This is a genomic window from Kribbella sp. NPDC050124 (assembly GCF_044460355.1).
Taxonomy (GTDB): Bacteria; Actinomycetota; Actinomycetes; order Propionibacteriales; family Kribbellaceae; genus Kribbella.
Genome location: NZ_JBITJU010000018.1, coordinates 63,369 through 85,605 on the forward strand (window position 1 = coordinate 63,369; position 22,237 = coordinate 85,605).

Sequence of the window (22,237 nt, forward strand, 5' to 3'; positions counted from 1 at the left end):
CGCGCAGCGGCACCACACGACAGCACCACTTTCGCACCTGCTGCTGGAGCGGCCGGCAGTTCGAACCGAGTAGAACATATGTTCGAGAATCGTGTAGAGTGTGGTCATGGCGGGGCACGGTGAGGTTGGGCCGACAGCGCTGCGGATGATGCTCGGGACACATCTGCGGCGCCTGCGGGAGCGAGCGGGGGTGAGCCGGTCGGATGCCGGCTGGGCGATCCGGGCGTCGGAGTCGAAGATCAGCCGGCTGGAGCTCGGCCGGGTCGGGTTCAAGCAGCGCGACGTGGAGGACCTGCTCACCTTGTACGGCGTCACCGAGCCGCGCGAGCGTGATCGGCTCCTGCAACTGGCCCACGAGGCGAACAACCGCGGCTGGTGGCATCGGTACGGCGACGTCACGCCGGACTGGTTCGACGCCTACCTCGGGCTCGAGGCGGCCGCCGAGCTGATCCGGACGTATGAGATCCAGTTCGTGCCAGGGCTGCTGCAGACCGCCGACTACGCGCGTGCGGTCGCGCGGCTGACCCCGCAGGGCGCCCGCTCGGAGGACGAGGTGGAACGCGTCGTCGACTTGCGGACCCGGCGGCAGCGGGTGCTCGATCGTGAACCACCGTTGAAGCTGTGGGCGGTCATCGAGGAAGCTGTCCTGCTCCGCCCGATCGGCGGCCGGCAGGTGCTCCGCGACCAGCTCGACGCGCTCCGAACCGCGGTCGAGCGCCCGAACATCACCGTCCAGATCATCCCGATCGACACCCCCGGCCACCCCGCCGGCGGCGGCGCCTTCACCATCCTGCGCTTCCCCCGGCGCGACCTCCCCGACGTCGTCTACCTGGAGCACCTCACCAGCGCCCTCTACCTGGACAAACGCGAAGACGTCGACACCTACACGCAGACCCTCAATCTGCTGGCCTCCACCGGTCCCCCACCCCAGCAGACCGCCGACCGCCTGACCTCTCTGCTGAACCAGCTGCCCGCCTGAGCTGCCCGGGCGGCAGGTTCAGGACTCGTCAGGCTGGTTCCGCGACTGCGACTTGAGGTGGTCGACTCGGCCTTGGTCTTCGGGGGCGTCCAGAAGGTTGTCGGCCGGAGCCCGGTTGTCCGGGTACTCGGCCAAGGCGATATCAGCGTGGTGGTAGTCGAAGGCCGGGCTCTCGGACCGGATTCTGGGGAGTTGGTCGAAGTTGTGCCGTGGGGGCGGGCAACTGGTCGCCCACTCCAGCGATCGGCCCCAGCCCCACGGGTCGTCCACGGTGACAAGGGGCGAGCGGCGGGACTTCCAGACGTTGTAGAGGAACGGCAGCGTCGAGGCGCCGAGGATGAACGCGCCGACACTCGACACCTGCTGCAAGGCCGTGAATCCTTCGTTGGCGCCGTACGTCGCGTAGCGCCGCGGCATGCCCTCGACACCGAGCCAGTGCTGCACCAGGAACGTGGTGTGGAAGCCGATGAACAGCAGCCAGAAGTGCAGCTTGCCGAGCCGCTCGTCCAGCATCCGGCCGGTCATCTTCGGCCACCAGAAGTAGAACCCGGCGAACATCGCGAACACCACCGTGCCGAACACGACGTAGTGGAAGTGCGCGACCACGAAGTACGAGTCGTTCAACTGGTAGTCCAGCGCGGGTGAAGCCAGGATGATGCCGGTCAGGCCGCCGAACAGGAACGTCACCAGGAAGCCCACCGACCAGAGCATCGGCGTGTCGAATGACAAAGACCCGCCCCACATCGTGCCGATCCAGTTGAAGAACTTCACCCCCGTCGGCACCGCTATCAAGAACGTCATGAACGAGAAGAACGGCAGGCTCACTCCCCCGGTGGTGAACATGTGGTGGGCCCACACCGCGATCGACAGCAGGCCGATCGCGAGCGTCGCGGCGACAAGACCGTAGTACCCGAAGATCGGTTTGCGGCTGAAGACCGGCAGGATCTCGGTGATGATGCCGAAGAACGGCAGCGCGATGATGTACACCTCGGGATGCCCGAAGAACCAGAACAGGTGCTGCCACAGCAGTGCGCCGCCGTTGGCCGCGTTGTAGACCTGGGCTCCGAGCAATCGATCCGCCTCCAGCATCAGCAGGGCGGCGGCCAGGATCGGGAACGCGATCAGTACCAGGATCGACGTGATCAGCACGTTCCAGCAGAAGATCGGCATCCGGAACATCGTCATGCCGGGCGCGCGCATGGTGATGATCGTGGTGACGAAGTTGACGCCGCCGAGGATGGTGCCCAGACCGGCCATCCACAGCCCCATCACCCACAGGTCGCCGCCGACGCCCGGTGACCGTTCGGACGTTGAGAGCGGTGCGTACGCCGTCCAGCCGAAGTCGGCCGCGCCTTCAGGGGTGAAGAACGCACCCGACGCGATCAGCCCGCCGAACAGGAACAACCAGTAGCTGAACATGTTGAGCCGCGGGAACGCGACGTCGGGGGCACCGATCTGGACCGGCATGATCACGTTCGCGAATCCGACGAACAGGGGCGTCGCGAACAGCAGCAGCATGATCGTGCCGTGCATCGTGAAGAGCTGGTTGTAGACCTCCTCGTTCACGATCTGCAGGCCCGGTTCGGCGAGCTCGGCGCGGATGACCAGCGCCATCACACCGCCGACCAGGAAGAACGCGAACGACGTGACCAGGTACAGCTGGCCGATGACCTTGTGGTCGGTGGTCGACAGCAGTTTGCCGATCACCTGCCCGACCGGCCGCCGCACCGTCCCCGGTGCGATCGGCGGGCCGGTGCGTTCGGTGATCCCGGTCCGTTCGCTGACGCTCGCCATGCGACCTCCCGTCCCCCACTCCGCGCCCGGAGTACCCACACTTGTTCCGATTAGACACCCGTCCGCGCCCAGGCAACAGACGTCACTCCCCGTGACGGCACCCACACCTCCACTAGCGCGGTGGGCCGGCCTTCACGACGGCTTGTACGTCGGCCAGCCGCGACTCGGGGTCGAAGTCGGTCAGGCACCAGGTCGCGCCCGCCTCGGCGTACGGGCGGACGTCGGTCGTCGGCGACAGCGCGATGACGACGTCGAACCCGTCGAGGGAGCCGCGTTCGGCGGAGACCGCTTCGACAGCCGAAGCAACCTGGTCCGGCGACGTCAGGTTGACCGGGAAGTAGCCGTCGTACCGGGCTGCCCGGCGGATCGGCTTGGGCTTGCCGGGGAAGCCGGCGCACCAGATCGGGATCCGCCCCGAAACCGGCCGCGGCTCGAAGCGGACCGAGTCGACGACGTAGTGCTTGCCACGGTGTACGACGGTCTCCTCCGACCACCCGGCGGTGAGGATCTGCAGGCACTCGTCCAGCTGCTCGGCGCGGATCCGGTCGTCCAGCTCCTCACCGGACCGCGAGAACTCCCCCGCGAACCGGTCGCTGCCCAGCCCGACCCCGAGCGTCAGCCGCCCGTGGCTCAGCACGTCCAAAGTCGTTGTTTCACGCAACAGCTTCACCGGCCGCCGGCGAGGGACCGGCGTGACCATCGGCCCGAACCGCAGCCGCTCGGTGGCCACGGCGACCGCGGTCAGCGTGATCCACGGGTCCGCCACCGCGGACACCGGCGGCTGCCACCACAGCTGGTCCCAGACGAAGAACCCTTCCCATCCCGCTTCCTCCGCCGACGCCGCCAACCGCGCGACCGCCCGCGGATCGGCCAACTCGTCGAACAACGGAATCCACACTGCGTGCCGCATCATCGCTCCCCTGTGTGCTGGACGACCTCATCGACGAACGTGTCCCACAACGGTTCGGGTACCCCGTGTCCCGCGCCCTTCAACACCACCAGCGACGCACCGGGTACGGCGTCCCGCACGGCCTCCCCATGCGCCAACGGCAGCAGCGGATCCAGCTCACCGTGGATCACCAGCACCGGCATCGCGAGATCGGCGAATCCGCCGTGCTCCGGCCCGTCGAAGTCCATCGCGTAGTGGTTCGTGAGCGACGCCTCGAAATCACGGGCCCGCGCCACGTCCCGCCGTACCAGGTCTCGCATCGTCTCCAGGTCGGCGAGCGGACCCATCTCGGCGACTGCCATCTGCGCGACGTACTCCTCCACAGCGGCGAAGTCGGGTCGGCTGAATCGGGGCATGTCGGCGGAAGGCGCCGGCAGGTCGTCCGCGCCCGTCGTCGTCGACACGAACGTCACCGACGCGACCCGCTCCGGGTGGTCGACCCCGAGCACCAGCCCGACCCCGCCCGACATCGAGACCGCGACGACATGCGCCCGTTCGATGCCCAGGGCATCCATCAGCCCGACTGCATCGGCTGCCAGGTCCCGCATCGAGTACCCGGGCTTCCCCACCGGGTACGACGTCGATCGCCCGGTGTCCCGCTGGTCGTACCGGACCACGTATCGCCCCCGCGCCGCCAACGCGCGACACAGCTCCTCCGGCCACCACAGCATCGACGCCGACGCACCGTGGATCAGCAGCACCGCCGGATCGGCCGGATCACCGAAGGTCTCCGCGCACAACTCCACGCCGTTCACCGCATAAACGTTCTCCATACCGACGACGCTAAGCGGCCAGGCTCATCACGAAAAGCGATTGTTATCGATCAAGACGATCGTGAAACGAGATGGCCGGCCTGCCGCGGCAGGCCGGCCATCGTGCAGCCTCAGCTGACCGTCAGGACCTTGGACGCCGTCTGCGTCCCCTGGTGGTCGGCGTCAGCCAGCCACACCACGCGGTAGGTGTAGGTGCCACGCGCCGTCGGCTTGATGCTGAACGCGTACTTCCCGTTCGTGGCCAGCTTGCCCGTGGTCACCGCGACCCAGCTCGTCCCGGACCGCCGCTGCAGGTAGACGGTCATCCCGGCGTGCGGCGGGTTCAGGTACCCGTACAACGCCGCCGCCTGACCCAGCGTCACCGCACCCGGCACCAGGTACGCCGACATCGCCGGCTGCACCTGGACGAGCAGCGCGGTACTGCGCGTCCCCAGTAGTCCGGTCGAGCCGTTGTAGCCCCACATGTAGTACGTCGACACCGACGGCTTCTGCGCCGTACTCACGACACCGTTCGCGTCCGAGGTGAACGTGCCGGCCACCGACCACTTGGACGCCGTCTTGGCCTTCGCGTACAGGACGACCGGTACGCCGGCCAGCTTGGCGCCGTCGTTGATCCGCGTCACCGTGGTGCTCAGCGTGGACGTGCGGGTGTACATGATCGACGCCGCACTGGCGGTGATCGTGGCCTTGGTCCCGACCAGCCGGGTGTCGACGCCCGGACCGATCTTGCCGGTGCTGTCCTTCACGAACACCCGGTATGCGTAGCTGGCCGAGTTCGGCAGGCCGGTCACGGAGAAGGAACTCGCCAGACCGTTGTAGATCGCCGCACCCGAGGTCGGCAGCGCCGGCGGGGTGTTGCCCGAGGCTGCCCGAACGATGATCTGGCCGATCGCGGTGTTGGCCGGCTGCGTCCACCGCAGCGTCGCCGTGCCCACGCCGCCGGTCACGCTGAAGCTGCTCACGGGCGGCGGCGGCGCAGTGAGATCGACCCAGTTCTTGTCGATGTTGACGGTCACTCCGCCGTTGGTCTCGCTGACGTTGCCCTGGTACTGGTGCACCTTCTGGTGGTTGGGCCAGTACGTCGACGGGATGAACCGGCTGGTCCCGACCGGCGACGAACCCCAGTGCGCGAACCACAGGTTGTCCGGCTTCGTGTACGCCGTACTCGTGTAAGCGCTGACCAGGTCGGCGCCGCCCGAGCCGGCTGCGACGTATGCGCCGCCGACGTAGCCACGGGCGTTGAGCTCCTGGGTCCAGCCACTCAGGTAGGACAGCACCGAGGCCTTGCATTCAGCCGTGGACGGGTAGCCCTCGATGTCGCTGTAGATCGCACTGCGCTGCGCGAAGCCGAGCGCCTGCGCGGACGCGACGGCGTTGGCGGCGGCCGCCTTGCCCTGAGCCAGCGCGGTCGCCGGGACGGTCGACATCTTGCTGCTGTAGTTCGTGCAGGGGGCCTGCATGCCGACGTCGATCAGCAGGAACTGCCAGCCCTTGCCGGCGTTCGTGGAGACCCAGTTGGCGGTCAGGTTCGGCTGCTGGCAGGCCCGCAGACCACCACTGATGTAGATGCCGACCATCTTGTACGTCGGCAGCCAGGCGTCCATGGTGGCCTGGCTCGGCGCCGCGCAGGTGTCGAAGGCGTTCCCCTTGTAGGTGCCCGAAGCAACGATCGACTGGGCGACCGCCGCCGGCTCCTGGACGGTCTGGGCGGACTTGCTCTTCGTCACGACCCGCCCGGTGGCCAGTACGTCGTTCGCCGCCTGCTCGTCACCAGGTGCGTAGTACGCGGTCGCCAGTACGCCGGCATCCTTGACGACGCGGCGCTCGAGACCCGGCGTGGACGGCTCGGCGGTGGTCAGCGGCTCTAGCACGATGCCCTCGCTCCGACCGACCTGGTGGGCAGGGCAGTCGGCCTGGGCAGCGCTGCGGCCGAGGTAGACCGCCGCGCGGTCGAACCGGACGCATGTCGTCGGCTCGGCGGCCAGGTCGACGACCGGCCAACTGGCCGGCACCTTCACCTCGTAACCGCGGTAGGACACGGTCTTCGTCTCATCGGCGGCCGCTGGGCGACTGATAATCACCCCGGCAGCAACACCGGCAACCAGGGCGAAGGCAAGCGCCACCACCCCGGGTTTCTTCAGCCTCACTGAAGCAAGCTCCTCACATTCGGCGGACGGCCGGTCCCGAAAGCGCAGAGCCCCCCAGTCCCGACCCCGGATCCCCAAGTCAAGGCGAGTGCCGGCGGCTCTGTCGAAGAGCTTCCGGCACTCGCCTTGATGCACAGATGCTATCGATGCAGATCAGAGGGCTGAACTGGGGTTTTGGACTGCTCGATCTATAACTGTTACGGTGGGCTCATGCCGAGGCCGAGGACGTTCGACGAGGATCGCGCCGTCGATGCCGCGATGAAGGTGTTCTGGTCGTTCGGCTACGAAGGCACGTCGACGCAGGACCTGTGCGACGCCACCGGGCTGGGGCGGAGCAGCATCTACAACACCTTCACCAGCAAGCGCGATTTGTTCGACCGAGCGCTGCGCCACTATATGGAGACCCGGAACGCGGCCCAGGTCGCGCTGATCCAGCGCGCCGACCTGCCGATCCGGGAACGCGTCCGTCAACTCCTCTGGGACGCCGTCGAGCCGGCGGCGACCGACCCACTCGGCTGCTTCGTGGTCAACACCCTCGTCGAGCTCGCCCCGCACGAGCCCGAGATCGCCGAGCTGCTCGAGCGCGACCACACCTTCCGGGTCGAGGCACTCACCACAGCCTTCAACGCCGCCCAGACCGCCGGCGAGATCGATGCCGGCCACGACCCGGCCGGTCTCGCAGAGTATGTCTTCGTCGTCCTGAGCGGCTTGCGCGTCTCGGCCCGGGCCGGAGCGACGCGCGCCGGTCAAGAGACCGTCGTCAGAGCGGCCCTCCGAACCTTCTGACCTGAACCAACTTCCTCAGTGCTGCACGCCCGCGTTTTGCACTGATCGATCCATTATGAGAGGAACCCGATGCCGCTCGCTGTCTACGTTCTCGGCCTGGCGATCTTCGCCCAGGGGACGTCCGAGCTGATGCTCACCGGCCTGCTCCCCGAGATCGCGGCCGACTTGAAGGTGTCGATCCCGGCCGCCGGGCTGCTGATCTCCGCCTTCGCGGTCGGCATGCTCGTCGGCGCCCCGATCCTCGCCGTCGCGACGCTGCGCTGGTCCCGGCACGCCACCATGCTGGTCTTCCTCACTGTCTTCGCCCTCGCCCACGTCGCGGGCGCTCTCACCCCTGGGTACGGCGTACTCCTCGCGACCCGGATCGTCGCAGCGTTCGTCTACGCCGGGTTCTGGGCCGTCGCCGCGGCCACCGCCATCGGGCTCGCTGGTCCGGACGCTCGGGCCAAAGCGATCAGCATCGTTGCCGGTGGTCTCACCATCGCCGGCATCGTCGGTCTCCCGGCCGGCACCGTCATCGGCCAGCACCTGGGTTGGCGGGCCGCGTTCTGGGCGGTCGCAGGATTGTCGGCAATCGCCATGGCCGGCGTCATCGCAACCATCCCGCGTGGACGATCAGGCCGTACGCCGGAGATCCGCCAGGAACTGCGCGCGATGACAAACCCGGCCCTGTGGCTCGCCTACTCCACGACCGCGCTGTCGACCGGCGCTATCCTGGTCGTCTTCGCCTACCTCGCTCCCCTGCTGACCGACGCGACCGGCCTGTCCGCGGGCTGGGTCCCGATCGTCCTCGCCCTGTACGGCGTGGGCGCGCTGGCCGGCATCACGATCGGTGGACGGACTGCCGACGCCCGTCCGTTCACGACCCTGCGCATCGGCCTGATCGGGGTGATCGCGGCGTGCGCCCTCCTCGCAGTGTGGACCGGGACGGCGTGGGTCGCCGTACCGGCCGTGGTCGTGCTTGGTGGGTTCGGGTTCGCCAACAATCCGGCGGTGAACGCGCGGGTGTTCGCGGAGGCCGAGTCGGCGCCGACCCTGGCGGCTGCCTTCAATGTCTCGGCGTTCAACGTCGGCATCACTGTCGGCCCGTGGCTCGGCGGGCTGGCGATCGACGCCGGCACCGGCTACGGAGCGATGGGCTGGATCGGCGTGGCCCTCGGACTGCTCGCCTTGGCCACCGTGCTGGTGGCGAGCAGGACCAGAACCCCGGAGCGCGAGCCTCAGCGCGTGTAGCGGATCGCCGCGACTTCCGCCTTCAGGTCGGCCCAGAACTCGCGTCCCGCCGTGACCCGGAAGGCCAGCCGGTACACGGTGGTCTTCTCGGGCCCGCGGACGCGGAGGTGCACCTCGGACGGCCCGGGATGCGCGGCGAGCACGTACCGCAGCTGGTTCACGGTCCGCGGGACCACGTTCGCCTGAGCCAGCTCCAGTTTCACGACCGGCGCCTCGCTCAAGTCCGGTATGGCGATTTCGGCGGCGATCAGCCGTGGCACGTCCTCCCGCTTGTCCAGCCGCCCGGTCACGAACACGATCGCATCCTGGATCAGCTGACCGGACAGCACCTGGTACGTCGCGGGAAAGAACAGGCACTCGATCGACCCGGCCAGATCCTCGACCGTGGCCGTCGCCCAGGTGTCGCCACGCTTGGTCATCCGGCGCTGGAGCGCGGAGATGATGCCGCCGATCGTGACGACCGCGCCGTCCGGGTGGTCGCCGAGCTGAACGATCGCGGCGTCGGCGCGATCGGCCAGCACGTGTTCGAGGCCGAAGAGCGGGTGGTCGGAGACGTAGAGGCCGAGCATCTCGCGCTCCCGGGCGAGCAGCGCCGCTTTGTCCCACTCCTCGTCAGAGAACGACACTTCCAGGCCGAAGGCGGGTGCAGCCGTCGTACCGAAGAGGTCGAACTGGCCCTCGGCCTCCTTCCGCTTCACCGCGATCGCGGTCTCGACGAGCTCCTCGTGCCGGGCGACCAGGCCCTTGCGGGTGTGGCCGAGCGCGTCGAACGCGCCGGCCAGGATCAGCGACTCGACCGCCCGTTTGCTGCAGGCAACCGACTCGACCTTGTCCAGGAAGTCCGGGAAGGACCCATACTTCCCGCGCGCCTCCCGAGAGCGGATGACCGCGTCCACGACACCACTGCCGACGTTGCGTACGGCGGACAACCCGAACAGGATCACCTCGTCACCCTGCGCGGCGAAGTTCGCGACCGACTCGTTCACGTCCGGCAGCAGCACCCGCAGACCCATCCGGCGGCACTCGTTGAGATAGACCGCGGACTTGTCCTTGTCGTCCTTCACCGAGGTCAGCAACGCCGCCATGTACTCGGCCGGATGATTCGCCTTCAGGTACGCCGTCCAGTAGGAAACGAGCGCGTAAGCGGCCGCATGCGCCTTGTTGTACGCGTACCCGGCGAACGGGACCAGCACGTCCCACACGGCCTGTGTCGCCTGGTCAGAGAACCCATGCCGACGGCAACCGTCGCGAAATGGGACGAACTCCTGATCGAGCACTTCCTTCTTCTTCTTGCCCATGGCCCGGCGCAACAGATCGGCCTGGCCGAGGCTGTAGCCGGCCAGCACCTGGGCCGCCTTCTGCACTTGCTCCTGGTAGACGACCAAGCCGTAAGTGATCCCGAGCACCTCCCGCAGCGCTTCTTCGACCTCCGGGTGGATCGGCGTGATGTCCTGCTGGCCGTTCTTGCGCAGCGCGTAGTTGATGTGCGAGTTCATCGCCATCGGCCCGGGCCGGTACAGCGCCGTGACCGCGGTGATGTCCTCGAACTGGTCCGGCCGCATCAGCCGCAGCAACAACCGCATCGCGTTGCCGTCGAACTGGAACACCCCGAGCGTGTCGCCGCGCCCGAGCAGCTCGAAGGTACGGCGGTCGTCCAGCGGCAACCCGAGCAGGTCGATCGCGAGCCCCTTGCTCTCGGCCACCATCTTCACCGCGTCGTCGATGATGGTGAGGTTGCGCAGGCCGAGGAAGTCCATCTTCAGCAGGCCGAGCGACTCGCAGCTCGGGTAGTCCCACTGGGTGATGGTCACGCCGTCGCTGTGCCGGACCCACACCGGGACGTGGTCGACGATCGGCTCACTCGACATGATCACGCCGGCCGCATGCACACCCATCTGCCGGACCAAGCCCTCGACCCCCTTGGCGGTGTCGATCACGGTCTTCGCGTCCGGCTCGTTCTCGTACATCGCCCGGACTGCCGCGGCTTCGTCGTATCTGGGATGTTTCGGGTCGGTGATGCCGGTCAGGTCGATGCCGGCGCCGCCGACCTCGGCCGGCATCGCCTTGGTGATCCGGTCGCCGGTGGCGTAGGGGTACCCGAGAACCCGGGCGGCGTCCTTGATCGCGTTCTTCGCCTTGATGGTTCCGTAGGTGCCGATCATCGCGACCTTGTCGGCGCCGTACTTCTCCGTCACGTACCGGATCACCTCGACCCGGCGGCGTTCGTCGAAGTCGATGTCGACGTCCGGCATCGAGACCCGTTCGGGATTCAGGAAGCGTTCGAAGATCAGGCCGTGCTCGAGCGGGTCGAGGTCGGTGATGCCGAGCGCGTACGAGACCAGCGACCCGGCGGCCGAGCCACGGCCCGGGCCGACCGCGATGCCGTTGCTCTTCGCCCACATGATGAAGTCGGCGACGACCAGGAAGTAGCCCGGGAAGCCCATCTGGATGATGACGCCGGTCTCGTACTCGACCAGCTTCTGGTACTCCTCGCCCCACCCGTCCTGGTACCGTCGCCGCATCCCCCGCCGTACCTCGTCCTGGAACCAGGTCACCTCGGTGTAGCCCTCGGGTACGGCGAACCGCGGCATCAGATCACGCTTGGCGAACATCCCGGTGGTCTCGATCCGCTCCGCGATCGCGAGAGTGTTGCGGCAACCCTGCTGCCACGCCTCGGACGTGTCGATCGCGTACATCTCGGCCGCGGACTTCACGTGATAGCCGGTGCCGTCGAACCGGAAGCGGTCCGGGTCTGCGAGGTTCTTGCCGGTCTGGATGCACAGCAGGGCGTCGTGCGCGGCCGCCTCGTGGGCGTAGGTGTAGTGGGAGTCGTTCGTGACGAGTGGCGGGATGCCGAGCGCGCGGCCGATTGCAAGCAGTCCGTCGCGGACCCGGCGTTCGATCTCGATCGCGTGGTCCATCAACTCGAGGAAGTAGCTGTCCTTGCCGAAGATGTCCTGGTACGACGCGGCCGCCTCGAACGCCTCGTCGTACTGGCCGAGGCGGAGCCGGGTCTGGACCTCGCCCGACGGGCAGCCGGTGGAGGCGATCAGACCGTCGGACCACTGGGCTAGGCTCTCCTTGTCCATCCGCGGCCACTTCTGCAGCCAGCCCTCCTGGTAGGCGTCGGAGGACAGCCGGAACAGGTTGTGTAGTCCCGTCGCGTTCCGGGCCCAGATCGTCTTGTGCGTGTAGGCGCCGGAGCCGGCGACGTCGTCGCGCTTCTGGTGCGGCTGACCCCAGAACACTCGCTGCTTGGTACGGCGGGACTCCGGCGCGACGTACGCCTCGATGCCGATGATCGGCGTGATGCCCGCCTTCTGCGCCTGGTGGAAGAAGTCGTAGGCGCCGTGCAGGTTGCCGTGGTCCGAGATCGCGAGATGGGTCATGCCGAGCTCGTCGCAGGCCTTGAACAGATCCTTCAGCCGGGCAGCGCCGTCGAGCAACGAGTACTGCGTGTGGACATGCAGATGGGTGAAGGAGTCAGGCACCAGAGCTCCACAACGATCGGTTGTCGGGAGCCCTCATCAAATGCGGGTCGTGTGGGTGCGATCAAACAACCTTCGGAGCGGCTGAACCACCATTGGTTGTACTGTCTGGTCCCGTGAATCTGGACAGCCTGCGGGCGTTCGTGGCCGTCGCCGAGGAAGGGCAGTTCCAGTACGCAGCCGATCGGCTGCGACTGAGTCAGCAGGCGGTGTCGAAGCGGGTCGCGGCGCTGGAGTCGTCGTTGGGGGTGACGCTCTTCCAGCGCGTGCCGACGGGGGCGACACTGACGCCCGAGGGACGGACGTTCTTGCCGCACGCGCACGCCGTACTGATCGCTGCGCGGCATGCGGTCGAGTCGGTGCAGCGTGAGGTTCGGCCGCTGCGGGTCGACATTCTCGGCAGCCGGCTACTACCTGCGGTGCTGATGCTGGAGTTTCACCACACGCATCCCGACCTGGCGCTCAAGACTCTGGTGTTGCGTGGGCTGGAGGCGGCGCTGCCTGCGCTCGTGGCGGGTGAGATCGACGCGACGTTCGCGTATCTGCCGGAGCCGTTGTCGGCGGGGCTCGAGAGCCTGCCGGTGTACTTCGAGGCGCACGAGATCATCGTCGGTGACCGGCATCCGCTGGCTACGCGGACGACGGTTGGCATGGACGACCTGCGCCCGTACACGATCTGGATCCCGGGGATCGTCGAGGGCAGTGAGTGGGGCGAGTTCTACCGCGAGCTGTCCGCGGACTTCGCGCTCACGATCGACTCCACCGGGCCGAACTTCGGGTTCGAGGATCTGGTGCAGACGATCGCGGAGTCCCGGACGCTGATCAGCTTCTTCGGCGAGCGGACCCGGGAGGCAGGGCCCTTTCCCCGGAGCCTGTTGCGGCTCCGGATCCAGGACCCCACACCCATCTACCCGTGGTCGCTGGTCTGGCACACCTCGAACCGGCACCCCGGTCTGACCACGCTCATCGACCACCTACGCCGTACGCCACTACCCACTACCGACGGCCTGTGGCTACCGAAGATCCTGCGGGACTAGCTCCGGGTCTGCTTCTTCGTCGCCGGATCCTTCGCGGTGTCGTCGGCGAGCTTCTGCATCCGGTTGCAGAACTCGTCGGCGCTGATGCGGGCGGCGGCGAGCTCGGCGAAGATGCTGCGGGACGGCTTGTCCATCGTCGAGTACCAGCCGGCGAAGTACGTCGACCAGTTGTTCGTGGCACCGGACTTCAGCAGCGCGTCGGACGACGCGGCGCCCGGGCTCAATTTGAGGCCCTCGGTCGCACCCTTCACGATGGTCGGCGAACCGGTCAGCTCGGTGAACTTGCCGGCCGCCTTCTTCGACAGCATGATCCGCAGGTACTCCAGACCACCGGCCTTGTTCTTCGCCTTGGCCGGGACGATGAAGTTCTCACCGGCGGCGGTCCGCGCGCAGTCGACCGGCAGCTTGGCGCCGTCGAGCAGCGGCGTGTACGTCGCCGTCGTCTCGAAGTCCTTCGGCGCCACGGTCTTCTGCTCGTTCTCCAGCCAGGAACCGGACGGGATGAACGCCGCCTTGCCCTGGTTCCAGGCCGTCTGGGACTGGATGTGGTCCAGGCCCTCGGTGCCCTGCATGATGTAGCCCTTGCCCTTCAGCTCGAGCAGGGCTTCGGCCGCCATCTTGATCGACGCGTGCTTCCAGGCGTTCGGCTCCAGCGAGTCGATCGCCTTGATCACCTCGTGGCCGCCGTGCTTGACGGCCATGTCCATCACGACGCCGCCGATGTAGTTGCCGTGCTTGCCCTGGTGCGCGATCGGCGCGATGCCGGCCTTCTTGATCTCCTCGCACAGCGTCAGGAACTCGGCCCAGGACTTCGCCGGCGTCCAGCCGTGCTTGGCGAACAACGGCTTGTTGTACCAGATGGCGTAGACGGTCAGCACGTACTCGAGCACGAGCGGCTTGCCGTCCAGCATCGCTGCTTCGAGGGCGATCGGCTCCAGGGTGTCGCGGACCTTCTTGTTGGCGTCGTCGATCGACGGCGCGTCGAACAGCTCGGTCAGGTCGGCCAGCTGGCCCGAGCTGGCCAAGGTCGACATCGGCAGCAGCGAGGCGCCGGAGTTGTCGATCACGTCCGGCGGGTTGCCACCGTTGAACCGCGGCTGCAGCTGCGGCGTGATGTCGGTGATCCCGGCGTGCTTGATCGACGTCTCGGAGAACTTCTTCTTGTAGAGGTCCTCGTGCGCTTTCGCGTAGTCGTCGCCGTACCCGCCCTTGAAGATCACCACGTCCAGCGGGTCGGAACCCTGCACACCGAACGGGTTCTCGGCCGTCTTCTCCGCACCTCCGCCGCCGGAGTCACTGCCGGAGTCACTGCCGCCGCTGGCGCAGGCCGAAAGCAGCGTTCCGCCCCCAGTGGCCAGCAGCGTGCCGACCGCCGCGCGCTGCAGGAAAAGCCGCCGCGACAGGTTGTCACGAGTGGTCATCGATCCGCCCTTCGAGGAAACATCCGTTGACCAATGGCGGAAAGATTCCGTCATTCCCGCCCTGTTTGGGAAGAATTTTTCCTACCTCTCCCCCGGTGTCAAGGCCGTTTGCCGGAAACTTGCGCCTTCGTTGCGTTGGCAGCGACGGCGGAAGTTGCCGATCGACCGGGGCGGTGGGGTGGGAAAAGTTTCAGCACAGCGCGGCGGGCCGATGGCTTGTCGGTGCCGGGCCCTAACATTCGGCGGGTGACTGATGTGGAGCTGTTCGGGGACCTGGACACGGCGGCGCTGCCGGAGCGGCAGCAGCGGATGCTGGTGGTGATTCGCGACTGGGTGGTCAGGTACGGGTACGCCCCCAGTAGCCGGCAGATCGGTGACGCCGTCGGGCTGAAGTCGTCCTCGTCGGTGTCCAAGCATCTGGCCAACCTCGAGGACAAGGGCTTCCTGCGGCGCAGCCCGTCGGTCTCCCGGCCGATCGACGTCCGGATGTTCCTGCGGGAAACTGCGACCCGGGAGTCCGGCGAGCACTCGGTGCCGGTGCCCGTGGTCGGCGACATCGCAGCCGGTACGCCGATCGCCGCCATCGAGCACGTGGACGACGTGATGCAGCTGCCGCGCGAGCTGACCGGACGCGGCAATGTCTTCGGTTTGCGGGTCCGCGGTGAGTCGATGATCGACGCAGCCATCTGCGACGGCGACATCGTCGTGGTCCGCCAGCAGGCCGAGGCGCACTCCGGCCAGATCGTGGCCGCGATGATCGACGAGGAGGCGACGGTCAAGGTCTACCGCCGCCGCAACGGCCACGTGTACCTCGAGCCCCGCAACCCCGCCTACGAAGTCATCGACGGCGACAACGCAACCATCCTCGGCATCGTCGTCTCAGTCCTACGCAGCGTCTGAGGCCTCCGGTCGGCTCGCCCGATGCTCGATTGGGCGCTTCACGCCGAAGAGGAGTGAGACGCCTGGTAGGGCCGACAGCAACCAGGCCAGCGCGGCTGACGCCACGAAGGCTGCCGGCAGTAGTACGGCGTACTTGGACCAGATGCCTGCGTTCCAGTCGACGACGTAGAAGGCGATCAGCAGGATGATCGGCTGGTGGACCAGGAAGAACGGCATCGCGGCGCGGGCCAGCGGTGTCGGGAGCGGTCGCCGGAACGCGCGCAGCCGCATGCCACCACCTAGTACGGCGACAAGCCAGCCCCAGACTGCGAGCGTGATCAGCGGCGAGTACCAGAGGTACGGCCACGAGTAGCCCGGGTCCTCCCACCAGCCTTCGAGGAAGTCGATGATCCCGGTGACCACACCCGTGACGAAGGCACCGATCCCGAGCACGAGACCTGGTATGGCGTCCCGTCGTACGGCGGCAATCAGTCGGCTGTCGGACATCACCAGCGCACCGACGACGAAGAAGTCGAAGAAGAACACGAACTCGCCCCAGCCGTGGTCCGGACCGGGCGCGGCCAGCAACAGCAGGTGCACCGGGATCAGCGGGACAGCCAGCAGCAGGATCGATCCGCGGCGGGTGCAGCGCTCGGCGATCCAATCCACCAAGCGCCGGCCGTGCGGACCGCGCAACCACAGGAAGATGGGCAGACCGAGCAGCGCGAACTGCAGCAGGTAGACGAGGAACCACAGGTGGTACGTGTCCCGCAGCCACAGTGGCGGGTCGCCACCGAGGTCGCTGAAGAACGTCTTCACGTCGTTCAGGAACGACGCATCCGACTCGCCCTTGTGATGCTGCTCGAGGTAGTACTGCGGCGGCGACAGCAGCACGTATGCGATCGCAAACGGCAGCAGCAGCCGGAGCAACCGCTCCCGGACGAAGCCGCCCGCGGTCCGCCAGCGCAACGCCAGCCAGGCGCCCGCGCCGGACAGCAGGAAGAAGAACGCCAGCCCCCACAGACCGAGGAACGCGATCCCGATCGAGATCCCTTCGCTGGTCTCGGCGTTCTTCACGTGCCAGTCGGCGTCGTCGAACGGCCGGAGCGTGTGGAACACGAACACCCCGAACACCGCCAGCACCCGCAACCAGTCCAGGTACGACAGCCGCCCCACCCCATCACCCATGCGGCAAGAATGGCCCCTCGGCGGGCCACTTCCCAGAGTCCATGGTTCAGCGCTAACATCGCCAAATGGCGATGACAACGCGGATCGAGGATCCTGACGTCGACGAGGGCGCTGCGCTGACCGTGGCGGCCTGTCTGTTTCATGGGTTCAGCGATGCTTCGCGGCTGGCGATCGTGCGGCATCTCGCGCTCGGCGAGCATCGGGTTGTCGACCTGACCGAGCACTTGGGGCTGGCGCAGTCAACCGTGTCGAAACACCTGGCCTGCTTGCGGGACTGTGGGCTGGTCGAGTCGCGACCGCAAGGGCGGGCGTCGCTGTTCCGGCTGACGCACCCGGAGGCGACGCTCGAGTTGTTGTCAGCCGCCGAGCGGCTCCTTGGGCTGACCGGGGACGCCGTCGCGCTGTGCCCGGTCTACGGCACGGCTGCGCAGGAGGCTGAGTCATGACCGATCAGCCGCTGCAGCTCACCCCGCGCGGTTGGACAGCCGATCCCGAGGCGCGGCGTCGGCTGAGTCGCCGCGCGCAACTGCTGGCCGGCGCCTCCGTCACCTACAACGTGATCGAAGCCGTCATCGCGATCACCGCCGGTCTCGTTGCCGGCTCGGTCGCGCTGGTCGGCTTCGGACTCGACTCCGTGGTCGAGGTGTCCAGTGGGCTGATCATCCTGTGGCAGTTCCGCCACCGGCTGCCCGAGACGCGTGAACGCCAGGCGCTCCGGCTGCTCGCGTTCTCGTTCTTCGGGCTCGCCGCGTACGTCACGTTCGAGTCGGTCCGGGCGTTGATCGGCGGCAGCGACCCGGAGACGTCACCGGTCGGCATCAGCCTCGCGATCGCGTCGCTCATCGTGATGCCGGTGCTCTCGTGGGCCCAGCGCCGTACCGGCAAGGCACTCGGCTCGAACGCGGTTGTTGCCGACGGCACGCAAACGCTGCTGTGCACCTACCTGTCCGCGGTCCTGCTCGCCGGCCTGGTCCTCAACGCGACCCTCGGCTGGGGCTGGGCCGACCCGATCGCCGGCCTGGTCATCGCCGCCGTCGCGGTCCGCGAAGGCGTCCAAGCCTGGCGCGGCGAGGGCTGCTGCGCCCCGGCCAACGGCCCGGGCTGCACAGACGGTTGCTGCAACTGATCGAAAAGCAGTGCATGACGCAGGTCCTGGCGGGTAGGGACTTCTGGCACTGCTCCCGGGTACGGCGGGGCGCGTTGGATAGGACCTGTCGTTCGAAGGGAGGTCCGATGACCGCGTCCGAGCAGTCTCGATCGACGAACGGTGGTGATCAGTCGCTGCGGGCCGGTCGTGTCGGAATCGTGCAGTCTGAGGGGGCTGTGCGGTCCGGCGCGGTCGAGCCGGGCGGACTGACCGCCGGAGCGTTGATCCGGCTCGCCGGCGCGCTCGACACGACCGTGGCCAACCGGATCCGGCGAGTCCCAGTCCGCGGATCGTCGGCCCTGCACCCCGTGCTCGACCATCTGCGGGAGGACGAGTGTCTCGACCTGCTCACGCAGGGTGGCGCCGCGCGGATCGCGTTCGTGCTGACGGGGCGGCTCGCGGTGCAGCCGATGCAGTTCTCGCTGCACGAACGGAAGCTGGTCTCCCGGAGCGAGGCGACCAACCCGATCGTCCGGTACGGCGACGGCCCGGTCGCCGTCGAGGTGGAGCGGCTGGACGCGGCCGATCGCGAAGGCTGGAGTGTGCTCATCTCGGGACGCTGCACTGTGCACGCGTGGGACGGCGCGGTCGACGAGGTGCTGGTGGTGATCGAGCCGGAGCACCTCAGCGGGCGTCGCGTACGGCTGTGGTGATCACGGTGCTTGGGCAAACGTTCGATCTGGGGTGGCGCTGATGCACACGACCCGGCAGTTCGATCGGACCGGACTCGAGATCCTCGACCCGGCCGAGTGCCTGCGGCTGCTCCAGTCGATGCCCGTCGGCCGGCTCGTCTTCACCCAGCGCGGCCTGCCCGCGATCCGGCTGGTCAACTTCTCGGTCGACGGCGACACGATCGTGTTCGCCTCCGACGACGGAGAGAAGTTCCGGGCCGCCGTGCGTGGTGACGTGGTCGCGTTCGAGGTGGACGACGTCGACCTCGACCGGCACGTCGGCTGGACCGTCACCTGCATCGGCCATCTGTCCGTCGTCCCCGCGGACGAGGCGGCGCGGCTGCGGCGGGTGACGCCGCTGCGACCGTGGGCACCGCTGCACGAGCGGCGCATGGTCCGCCTCCGCGCCGAGGAGCTCAGCGGCCGCCGCCTGCTCCCCTGGGGTCAGCGCCCGCGCGCCGGCTGATCGGTGCCTCCGGCAACTCTCTTTCCCTGACCGCGGCCGCATTTGTACCGTGGTCAAGGTGACGTCAAAAGGCACATGGTACGACGAGGCGCTGCTGAACGCCGTCGTCGGGATCGGCGCCGATCTGGACCTCAGCAGCACGCTGGACCGGATCGTCACCGCGGCCTGCGAGCTCGTCGGCGCCCGGTACGGCGCACTCGGCGTGGTCGGCCCGGGCCGCAAGCGGCTGGTCCGGTTCATCCCGCACGGCGTCACCGCCGAGGAGATCGCCGCGATCGGCGCGTACCCCGAGGGGCACGGCCTGCTCCGGCTGTCCACCGAGCACCCCGGCCCGCTGCGGCTGCACGACCTGGCCGAGCATCCGCAGTCGTTCGGATTCCCGCCGAACCACCCGCCGATGAGGAGCTTCCTCGGCGTCCCGATCCGCACCCGGGACCACGTCTTCGGCAACCTCTACCTGACCGAGAAGGCGGACGGCGCCGACTTCACCGAGGACGACGAGCGCACGGTGACCGCGCTCGCTGCCGCGGCCGGTGTGGTGATCGACAACGCCCGGCTGCACGCCGACACCGAACGCAAGCGGCGATGGCACCAGGTCACCGCAGAGATCACCCAGATGATGCTCGGTGACTTCGACCTGCCGGACGCGCTCCGGCTGATCGCCCGCCGCGCCCGTGAGGTGTCCGGCTCCCGACTGGGCGTGATCCTGCTGGCCCGCGGCGACGACCTCGTGGTCGAAGCGTTCGACGGGCCCGCGGAGTTCGTGCGGTACGCCGGCCGGCACCTGCCCGCCGATGTGCCTTGGCTCGGCAAGGTGCTGCGCGGCGACCGGCTGCTGGAGATCGAGGACCTCGCCCAACTGGTGAAGGAGAGCGGCCGGCTGACCGAGGCGCCCGAGCTGCGGTCGCTGGGGCGGACGATCGTGGCGCCACTGCCGGCCGGGGCCCACGCCACCGGTGGGCTGCTGCTGGTCGCGGCCGAGCGCGGCGCCGTCCTCGAGGAGGGCACGGACCTGGTCCAGTTGTTCGCCGACCAGGCCACGCTCGCGCTCGACCGCGCGCAGGCCCAGCGGGATCAGTCGATGATCGCCGTCCTGGAGGATCGCGACCGGATCGCTCGCGACCTGCACGACCTGGTGATCCAGCGGCTGTTCGCGACCGGGCTGCAGCTCCAGGGCATGCACCGCATGGTCTCCCCCGACGTCCAGGAGCGCATCGGCCGGGCCGTCAGCGACATCGACGCGACCATCCGCGACCTGCGAGCCGCGATCTTCGAGCTGCACCACCAGCCCGGACGCCGCTCGCTCCGGGCCGACATCCAGGAGCTGGTCGCCGAGTACGCCGAACCGCTCGGCTTCCGGCCTCGACTGACCTGCGCCGGCCCGCTGGACACCGCCGTACCGGTGACCGTGCGGCCGCAGATCCTGGCCGCGATCCGGGAGGCGCTGTCGAACGTCGTACGGCATGCCGAGGCGACCGAGGTCTCGGTCGAGGTGACTGCCGCGCATGGCGAGGTCGTGGCCCGGGTGGCCGACAACGGCATCGGGCTCGCGGCCGAGCAGCAGCAAAGCGGGCTGCGGAACCTCCGCGAGCGCGCCGAGACCCTGGGCGGCACGGTCCGGGTGGACTCCAGTCAGTCGCAGGGCACCGTGCTCGAGCTGCGCGCCCCGCTCGGTCCCTGAATCCCGCGGACCGCCGGGGCGCGTTGTCGATGGCAGCTCCCCCACATGCCATCTGTCGTGCGTCCCGGCGGTCCGGCAAGGTCCCCCTCTGCCATCAGAGTGCTCCTGGCGGCGCGCCCTCCGACAGGGCCGAAGGTCCCGAGCTCCAGGGACTGCGCAAGGGCCCGGTCGCGGTCTTAGGCTGAGAGACGTGCGCACCGATCACCCCGAATCGCGTGTTGTCCACGAACAGCCGACGGCCGTCCTGCGGGCGACCCTGCACCGAGACGAGGTGCGGGGCTGGTTCCGTACGGCGTTCGACGTGGTGGCCGAGTACCTGCGCCGGCACGGGATCGCGCCGTGCGGGTTCCCGTTCGCCCGGTATCACGTCCGCGCCGACGGGTGCTTCGAGGTGGAGGCCGGGTTCCCGGTGGCCGTGCGAATCAGCGGGGACCGGCAGATCGTGCCGTCCACGCTGCCCGGCGGGCATGTCGTCGTCGCGTGGCACGTCGGGACCTACGAGCAGCTGGGCGACGCCTACCGGGCGCTCGACGACTGGCTGGCCGCAGAGCATGGAGCCCGCGCGGGCGACGCCTGGGAGGTCTTCCACGACCTGCCGAACCGCACCCACCGCCGGCGGACCGAGGTCATCCAGCCGTTCAGGCTGAACTGAGGGATCTCGTGGCACTCTGAAGCATGCGGATAGTAATCGCGCTCGGGGGGAACGCACTGCTTCGGCGTGGTGAGCGCCCGGATGCCGACGTACAGGTCGCGCACCTGACCGCGGCCGCGCCGGCGTTGGCCAAGGTCGCCGAGGACAACGAGGTCGTCATCGTGCACGGCAACGGCCCACAGGTGGGTCTGCTCGCGCTGGAGAGCTTCGCCGACACCAGCCTGTCCAAGCCGTACCCGCTGAGCGACCTCGTCGCCGAGACGCAAGGGGTGATCGGGTACTGGGTCCAGCAGGCCCTGACCAACGCGGGCCTGAGCCGGCGCGCCGTCACCCTGGTCACCCAGACCGTGGTCGACGCGTACGACCCGGCCTTCAACGTGCCGACGAAGTACGTCGGCACCAGCTACCCGGAGGAGCGGGCCCGCGAGCTCGCCTTGTCCTCCGGGTGGTCGGTACGCCAGGACGGCACCGAGTGGCGCCGGGTCGTGCCGTCCCCCGCACCGCAGCGGGTCCTGGAGCTCGATGCGGCCGAGCTCCTCCTCCAGAACGGCGTCACGGTGATCCTGGCGGGCGGTGGCGGCGTACCGGTCGTCGAAGGGCCGACCGGCCTCCACGGTGTGGAGGCGGTCGTGGACAAGGACGCGACCGCCGCGCTCATCGCCATCGAGCTCCGCGCCGACCTCCTCGTCATGCTCACCGACGTCCCGGCCGTGTACCTCGACTACGGCACCCCGGCCCAGCGCCCGCTCCACAAGATCGACGCGGAAACACTGGCCGGGCTGACCTTCCCGCCTGGGTCGATGGGCCCGAAGTTCAGCGCCGCCCGGCACTTCGTGGAGACCACCCACGGCCGCGCCGCCATCGGTTCCCTCGACGACACAACCGCAGTCATCACCGGCACCAGCGGCACCCAGATCCAGTTGTAACGCCTGACGCCCTGCCGGCA

At 68.3% G+C, this 22,237-nt stretch carries 19 protein-coding genes; 12 read left to right on the forward strand and 7 right to left on the reverse strand.

Annotation, left to right across the window (positions count from 1 at the left end):
- Nucleotides 1-106: 106 nt before the first annotated feature.
- Nucleotides 107-979 carry a helix-turn-helix domain-containing protein gene (locus ACIBL3_RS32330; RefSeq protein ID WP_396357564.1) on the forward strand — a complete coding sequence of 291 codons (873 nt, stop codon included), beginning with the start codon at nt 107-109 and terminating at the stop codon, nt 977-979.
- A gap of 18 nt (nt 980-997) precedes the next feature.
- Here ACIBL3_RS32330 and ctaD read toward each other — a convergent pair whose 3' ends face one another.
- From ctaD to ACIBL3_RS32350, 4 genes are all read right to left on the reverse strand, one after another.
- Nucleotides 998-2,773 carry a cytochrome c oxidase subunit I gene (ctaD, locus tag ACIBL3_RS32335; protein ID WP_396357565.1) on the reverse strand — a complete coding sequence of 592 codons (1,776 nt, stop codon included), beginning with the start codon at nt 2,771-2,773 and terminating at the stop codon, nt 998-1,000.
- Nucleotides 2,774-2,885: 112 nt separating this feature from the next.
- Nucleotides 2,886-3,683 (reverse strand): LLM class flavin-dependent oxidoreductase, encoded by a 798-nt coding sequence (locus tag ACIBL3_RS32340; protein ID WP_396357566.1) that lies wholly within the window; start codon nt 3,681-3,683, stop codon nt 2,886-2,888.
- Nucleotides 3,683-4,495 carry an alpha/beta fold hydrolase gene (locus tag ACIBL3_RS32345; protein WP_396357567.1) on the reverse strand — a complete coding sequence of 271 codons (813 nt, stop codon included), beginning with the start codon at nt 4,493-4,495 and terminating at the stop codon, nt 3,683-3,685. Before ACIBL3_RS32345 ends, ACIBL3_RS32340 begins: the two co-directional genes overlap by 1 nt.
- A gap of 110 nt (nt 4,496-4,605) precedes the next feature.
- Nucleotides 4,606-6,642 (reverse strand): glycoside hydrolase domain-containing protein, encoded by a 2,037-nt coding sequence (locus tag ACIBL3_RS32350; RefSeq protein ID WP_396357568.1) that lies wholly within the window; start codon nt 6,640-6,642, stop codon nt 4,606-4,608.
- A gap of 210 nt (nt 6,643-6,852) precedes the next feature.
- Here ACIBL3_RS32350 and ACIBL3_RS32355 point away from each other — a divergent pair, with 210 nt between their 5' ends.
- Both ACIBL3_RS32355 and ACIBL3_RS32360 read left to right on the forward strand, forming a co-directional pair.
- Complete coding sequence (locus ACIBL3_RS32355) at nt 6,853-7,428, forward strand: TetR/AcrR family transcriptional regulator (protein WP_396357569.1); 576 nt, start codon at nt 6,853-6,855, stop codon at nt 7,426-7,428.
- A gap of 69 nt (nt 7,429-7,497) precedes the next feature.
- Entirely contained in the window at nt 7,498-8,661 is a 1,164-nt protein-coding gene (locus ACIBL3_RS32360) for a Cmx/CmrA family chloramphenicol efflux MFS transporter (RefSeq protein WP_396357570.1), read from the forward strand.
- On the opposite strand, the gene dnaE is transcribed toward ACIBL3_RS32360, so the two are convergent.
- On the reverse strand, nt 8,649-12,152 hold the full coding sequence (gene dnaE / locus ACIBL3_RS32365) for a DNA polymerase III subunit alpha (protein WP_396357572.1): 3,504 nt from the start codon (nt 12,150-12,152) through the stop codon (nt 8,649-8,651). The two genes, ACIBL3_RS32360 and dnaE, sit on opposite strands and share 13 nt — an antisense overlap.
- A 113-nt stretch (nt 12,153-12,265) precedes the next feature.
- Between dnaE and ACIBL3_RS32370 the strand changes: the two genes are divergently transcribed.
- The gene (locus ACIBL3_RS32370) at nt 12,266-13,186 is read left to right on the forward strand and encodes a LysR family transcriptional regulator (RefSeq protein WP_396357573.1); all 921 of its coding nucleotides are present in this window, start codon (nt 12,266-12,268) and stop codon (nt 13,184-13,186) included.
- Here ACIBL3_RS32370 and ngcE read toward each other — a convergent pair.
- On the reverse strand, nt 13,183-14,607 hold the full coding sequence (ngcE, locus tag ACIBL3_RS32375) for an N-acetylglucosamine/diacetylchitobiose ABC transporter substrate-binding protein (RefSeq protein WP_396357574.1): 1,425 nt from the start codon (nt 14,605-14,607) through the stop codon (nt 13,183-13,185). The two genes, ACIBL3_RS32370 and ngcE, sit on opposite strands and share 4 nt — an antisense overlap.
- Nucleotides 14,608-14,853: 246 nt before the next feature.
- On the opposite strand from ngcE, the gene lexA reads away from it, so the two are divergent.
- On the forward strand, nt 14,854-15,507 hold the full coding sequence (lexA, locus tag ACIBL3_RS32380; protein ID WP_396357575.1) for a transcriptional repressor LexA: 654 nt from the start codon (nt 14,854-14,856) through the stop codon (nt 15,505-15,507).
- Here lexA and ACIBL3_RS32385 read toward each other — a convergent pair.
- Nucleotides 15,493-16,674 carry an acyltransferase gene (locus ACIBL3_RS32385; protein ID WP_396357576.1) on the reverse strand — a complete coding sequence of 394 codons (1,182 nt, stop codon included), beginning with the start codon at nt 16,672-16,674 and terminating at the stop codon, nt 15,493-15,495. The two genes, lexA and ACIBL3_RS32385, sit on opposite strands and share 15 nt — an antisense overlap.
- Before the next feature lie 65 nt (nt 16,675-16,739).
- Between ACIBL3_RS32385 and ACIBL3_RS32390 the strand changes: the two genes are divergently transcribed.
- The 7 genes from ACIBL3_RS32390 (at nt 16,740) to ACIBL3_RS32420 (ending at nt 22,217) form a co-directional block, all read left to right on the forward strand.
- On the forward strand, nt 16,740-17,120 hold the full coding sequence (locus ACIBL3_RS32390) for an ArsR/SmtB family transcription factor (protein WP_396357577.1): 381 nt from the start codon (nt 16,740-16,742) through the stop codon (nt 17,118-17,120).
- Complete coding sequence (locus ACIBL3_RS32395) at nt 17,117-17,800, forward strand: cation diffusion facilitator family transporter (protein ID WP_396357578.1); 684 nt, start codon at nt 17,117-17,119, stop codon at nt 17,798-17,800. Before ACIBL3_RS32390 ends, ACIBL3_RS32395 begins: the two co-directional genes overlap by 4 nt.
- Nucleotides 17,801-17,907: 107 nt before the next feature.
- The gene (locus tag ACIBL3_RS32400; RefSeq protein ID WP_396357579.1) at nt 17,908-18,474 is read left to right on the forward strand and encodes a pyridoxamine 5'-phosphate oxidase family protein; all 567 of its coding nucleotides are present in this window, start codon (nt 17,908-17,910) and stop codon (nt 18,472-18,474) included.
- A gap of 40 nt (nt 18,475-18,514) precedes the next feature.
- Complete coding sequence (locus ACIBL3_RS32405) at nt 18,515-18,958, forward strand: pyridoxamine 5'-phosphate oxidase family protein (RefSeq protein ID WP_396357580.1); 444 nt, start codon at nt 18,515-18,517, stop codon at nt 18,956-18,958.
- A 58-nt stretch (nt 18,959-19,016) separates the two neighbouring features.
- Nucleotides 19,017-20,639: a GAF domain-containing protein gene (locus ACIBL3_RS32410; protein WP_396357581.1), complete on the forward strand. Its 1,623-nt coding sequence runs from the start codon at nt 19,017-19,019 to the stop codon at nt 20,637-20,639.
- A gap of 190 nt (nt 20,640-20,829) precedes the next feature.
- Nucleotides 20,830-21,291 carry a GyrI-like domain-containing protein gene (locus ACIBL3_RS32415; RefSeq protein WP_396357582.1) on the forward strand — a complete coding sequence of 154 codons (462 nt, stop codon included), beginning with the start codon at nt 20,830-20,832 and terminating at the stop codon, nt 21,289-21,291.
- Nucleotides 21,292-21,314: 23 nt separating this feature from the next.
- On the forward strand, nt 21,315-22,217 hold the full coding sequence (locus ACIBL3_RS32420) for a carbamate kinase (protein ID WP_396357583.1): 903 nt from the start codon (nt 21,315-21,317) through the stop codon (nt 22,215-22,217).
- Nucleotides 22,218-22,237: the final 20 nt, after the last annotated feature.

Coding starts and splice junctions, on each gene's coding strand:
- ACIBL3_RS32385 (WP_396357576.1), bottom strand. CDS start 16,674: ATGGGTGATGGGGTGGGGCGGCTGTCGTACCTGGACTGGTTGCGGGTG.
- ACIBL3_RS32390 (WP_396357577.1), top strand. CDS start 16,740: ATGGCGATGACAACGCGGATCGAGGATCCTGACGTCGACGAGGGCGCT.
- ACIBL3_RS32360 (WP_396357570.1), top strand. CDS start 7,498: ATGCCGCTCGCTGTCTACGTTCTCGGCCTGGCGATCTTCGCCCAGGGG.
- ACIBL3_RS32345 (WP_396357567.1), bottom strand. CDS start 4,495: ATGGAGAACGTTTATGCGGTGAACGGCGTGGAGTTGTGCGCGGAGACC.
- ACIBL3_RS32355 (WP_396357569.1), top strand. CDS start 6,853: ATGCCGAGGCCGAGGACGTTCGACGAGGATCGCGCCGTCGATGCCGCG.
- ctaD (WP_396357565.1), bottom strand. CDS start 2,773: ATGGCGAGCGTCAGCGAACGGACCGGGATCACCGAACGCACCGGCCCG.
- ACIBL3_RS32330 (WP_396357564.1), top strand. CDS start 107: ATGGCGGGGCACGGTGAGGTTGGGCCGACAGCGCTGCGGATGATGCTC.
- ACIBL3_RS32420 (WP_396357583.1), top strand. CDS start 21,315: ATGCGGATAGTAATCGCGCTCGGGGGGAACGCACTGCTTCGGCGTGGT.
- ACIBL3_RS32405 (WP_396357580.1), top strand. CDS start 18,515: ATGCACACGACCCGGCAGTTCGATCGGACCGGACTCGAGATCCTCGAC.
- ngcE (WP_396357574.1), bottom strand. CDS start 14,607: ATGACCACTCGTGACAACCTGTCGCGGCGGCTTTTCCTGCAGCGCGCG.
- ACIBL3_RS32395 (WP_396357578.1), top strand. CDS start 17,117: ATGACCGATCAGCCGCTGCAGCTCACCCCGCGCGGTTGGACAGCCGAT.
- ACIBL3_RS32400 (WP_396357579.1), top strand. CDS start 17,908: ATGACCGCGTCCGAGCAGTCTCGATCGACGAACGGTGGTGATCAGTCG.
- ACIBL3_RS32340 (WP_396357566.1), bottom strand. CDS start 3,683: ATGCGGCACGCAGTGTGGATTCCGTTGTTCGACGAGTTGGCCGATCCG.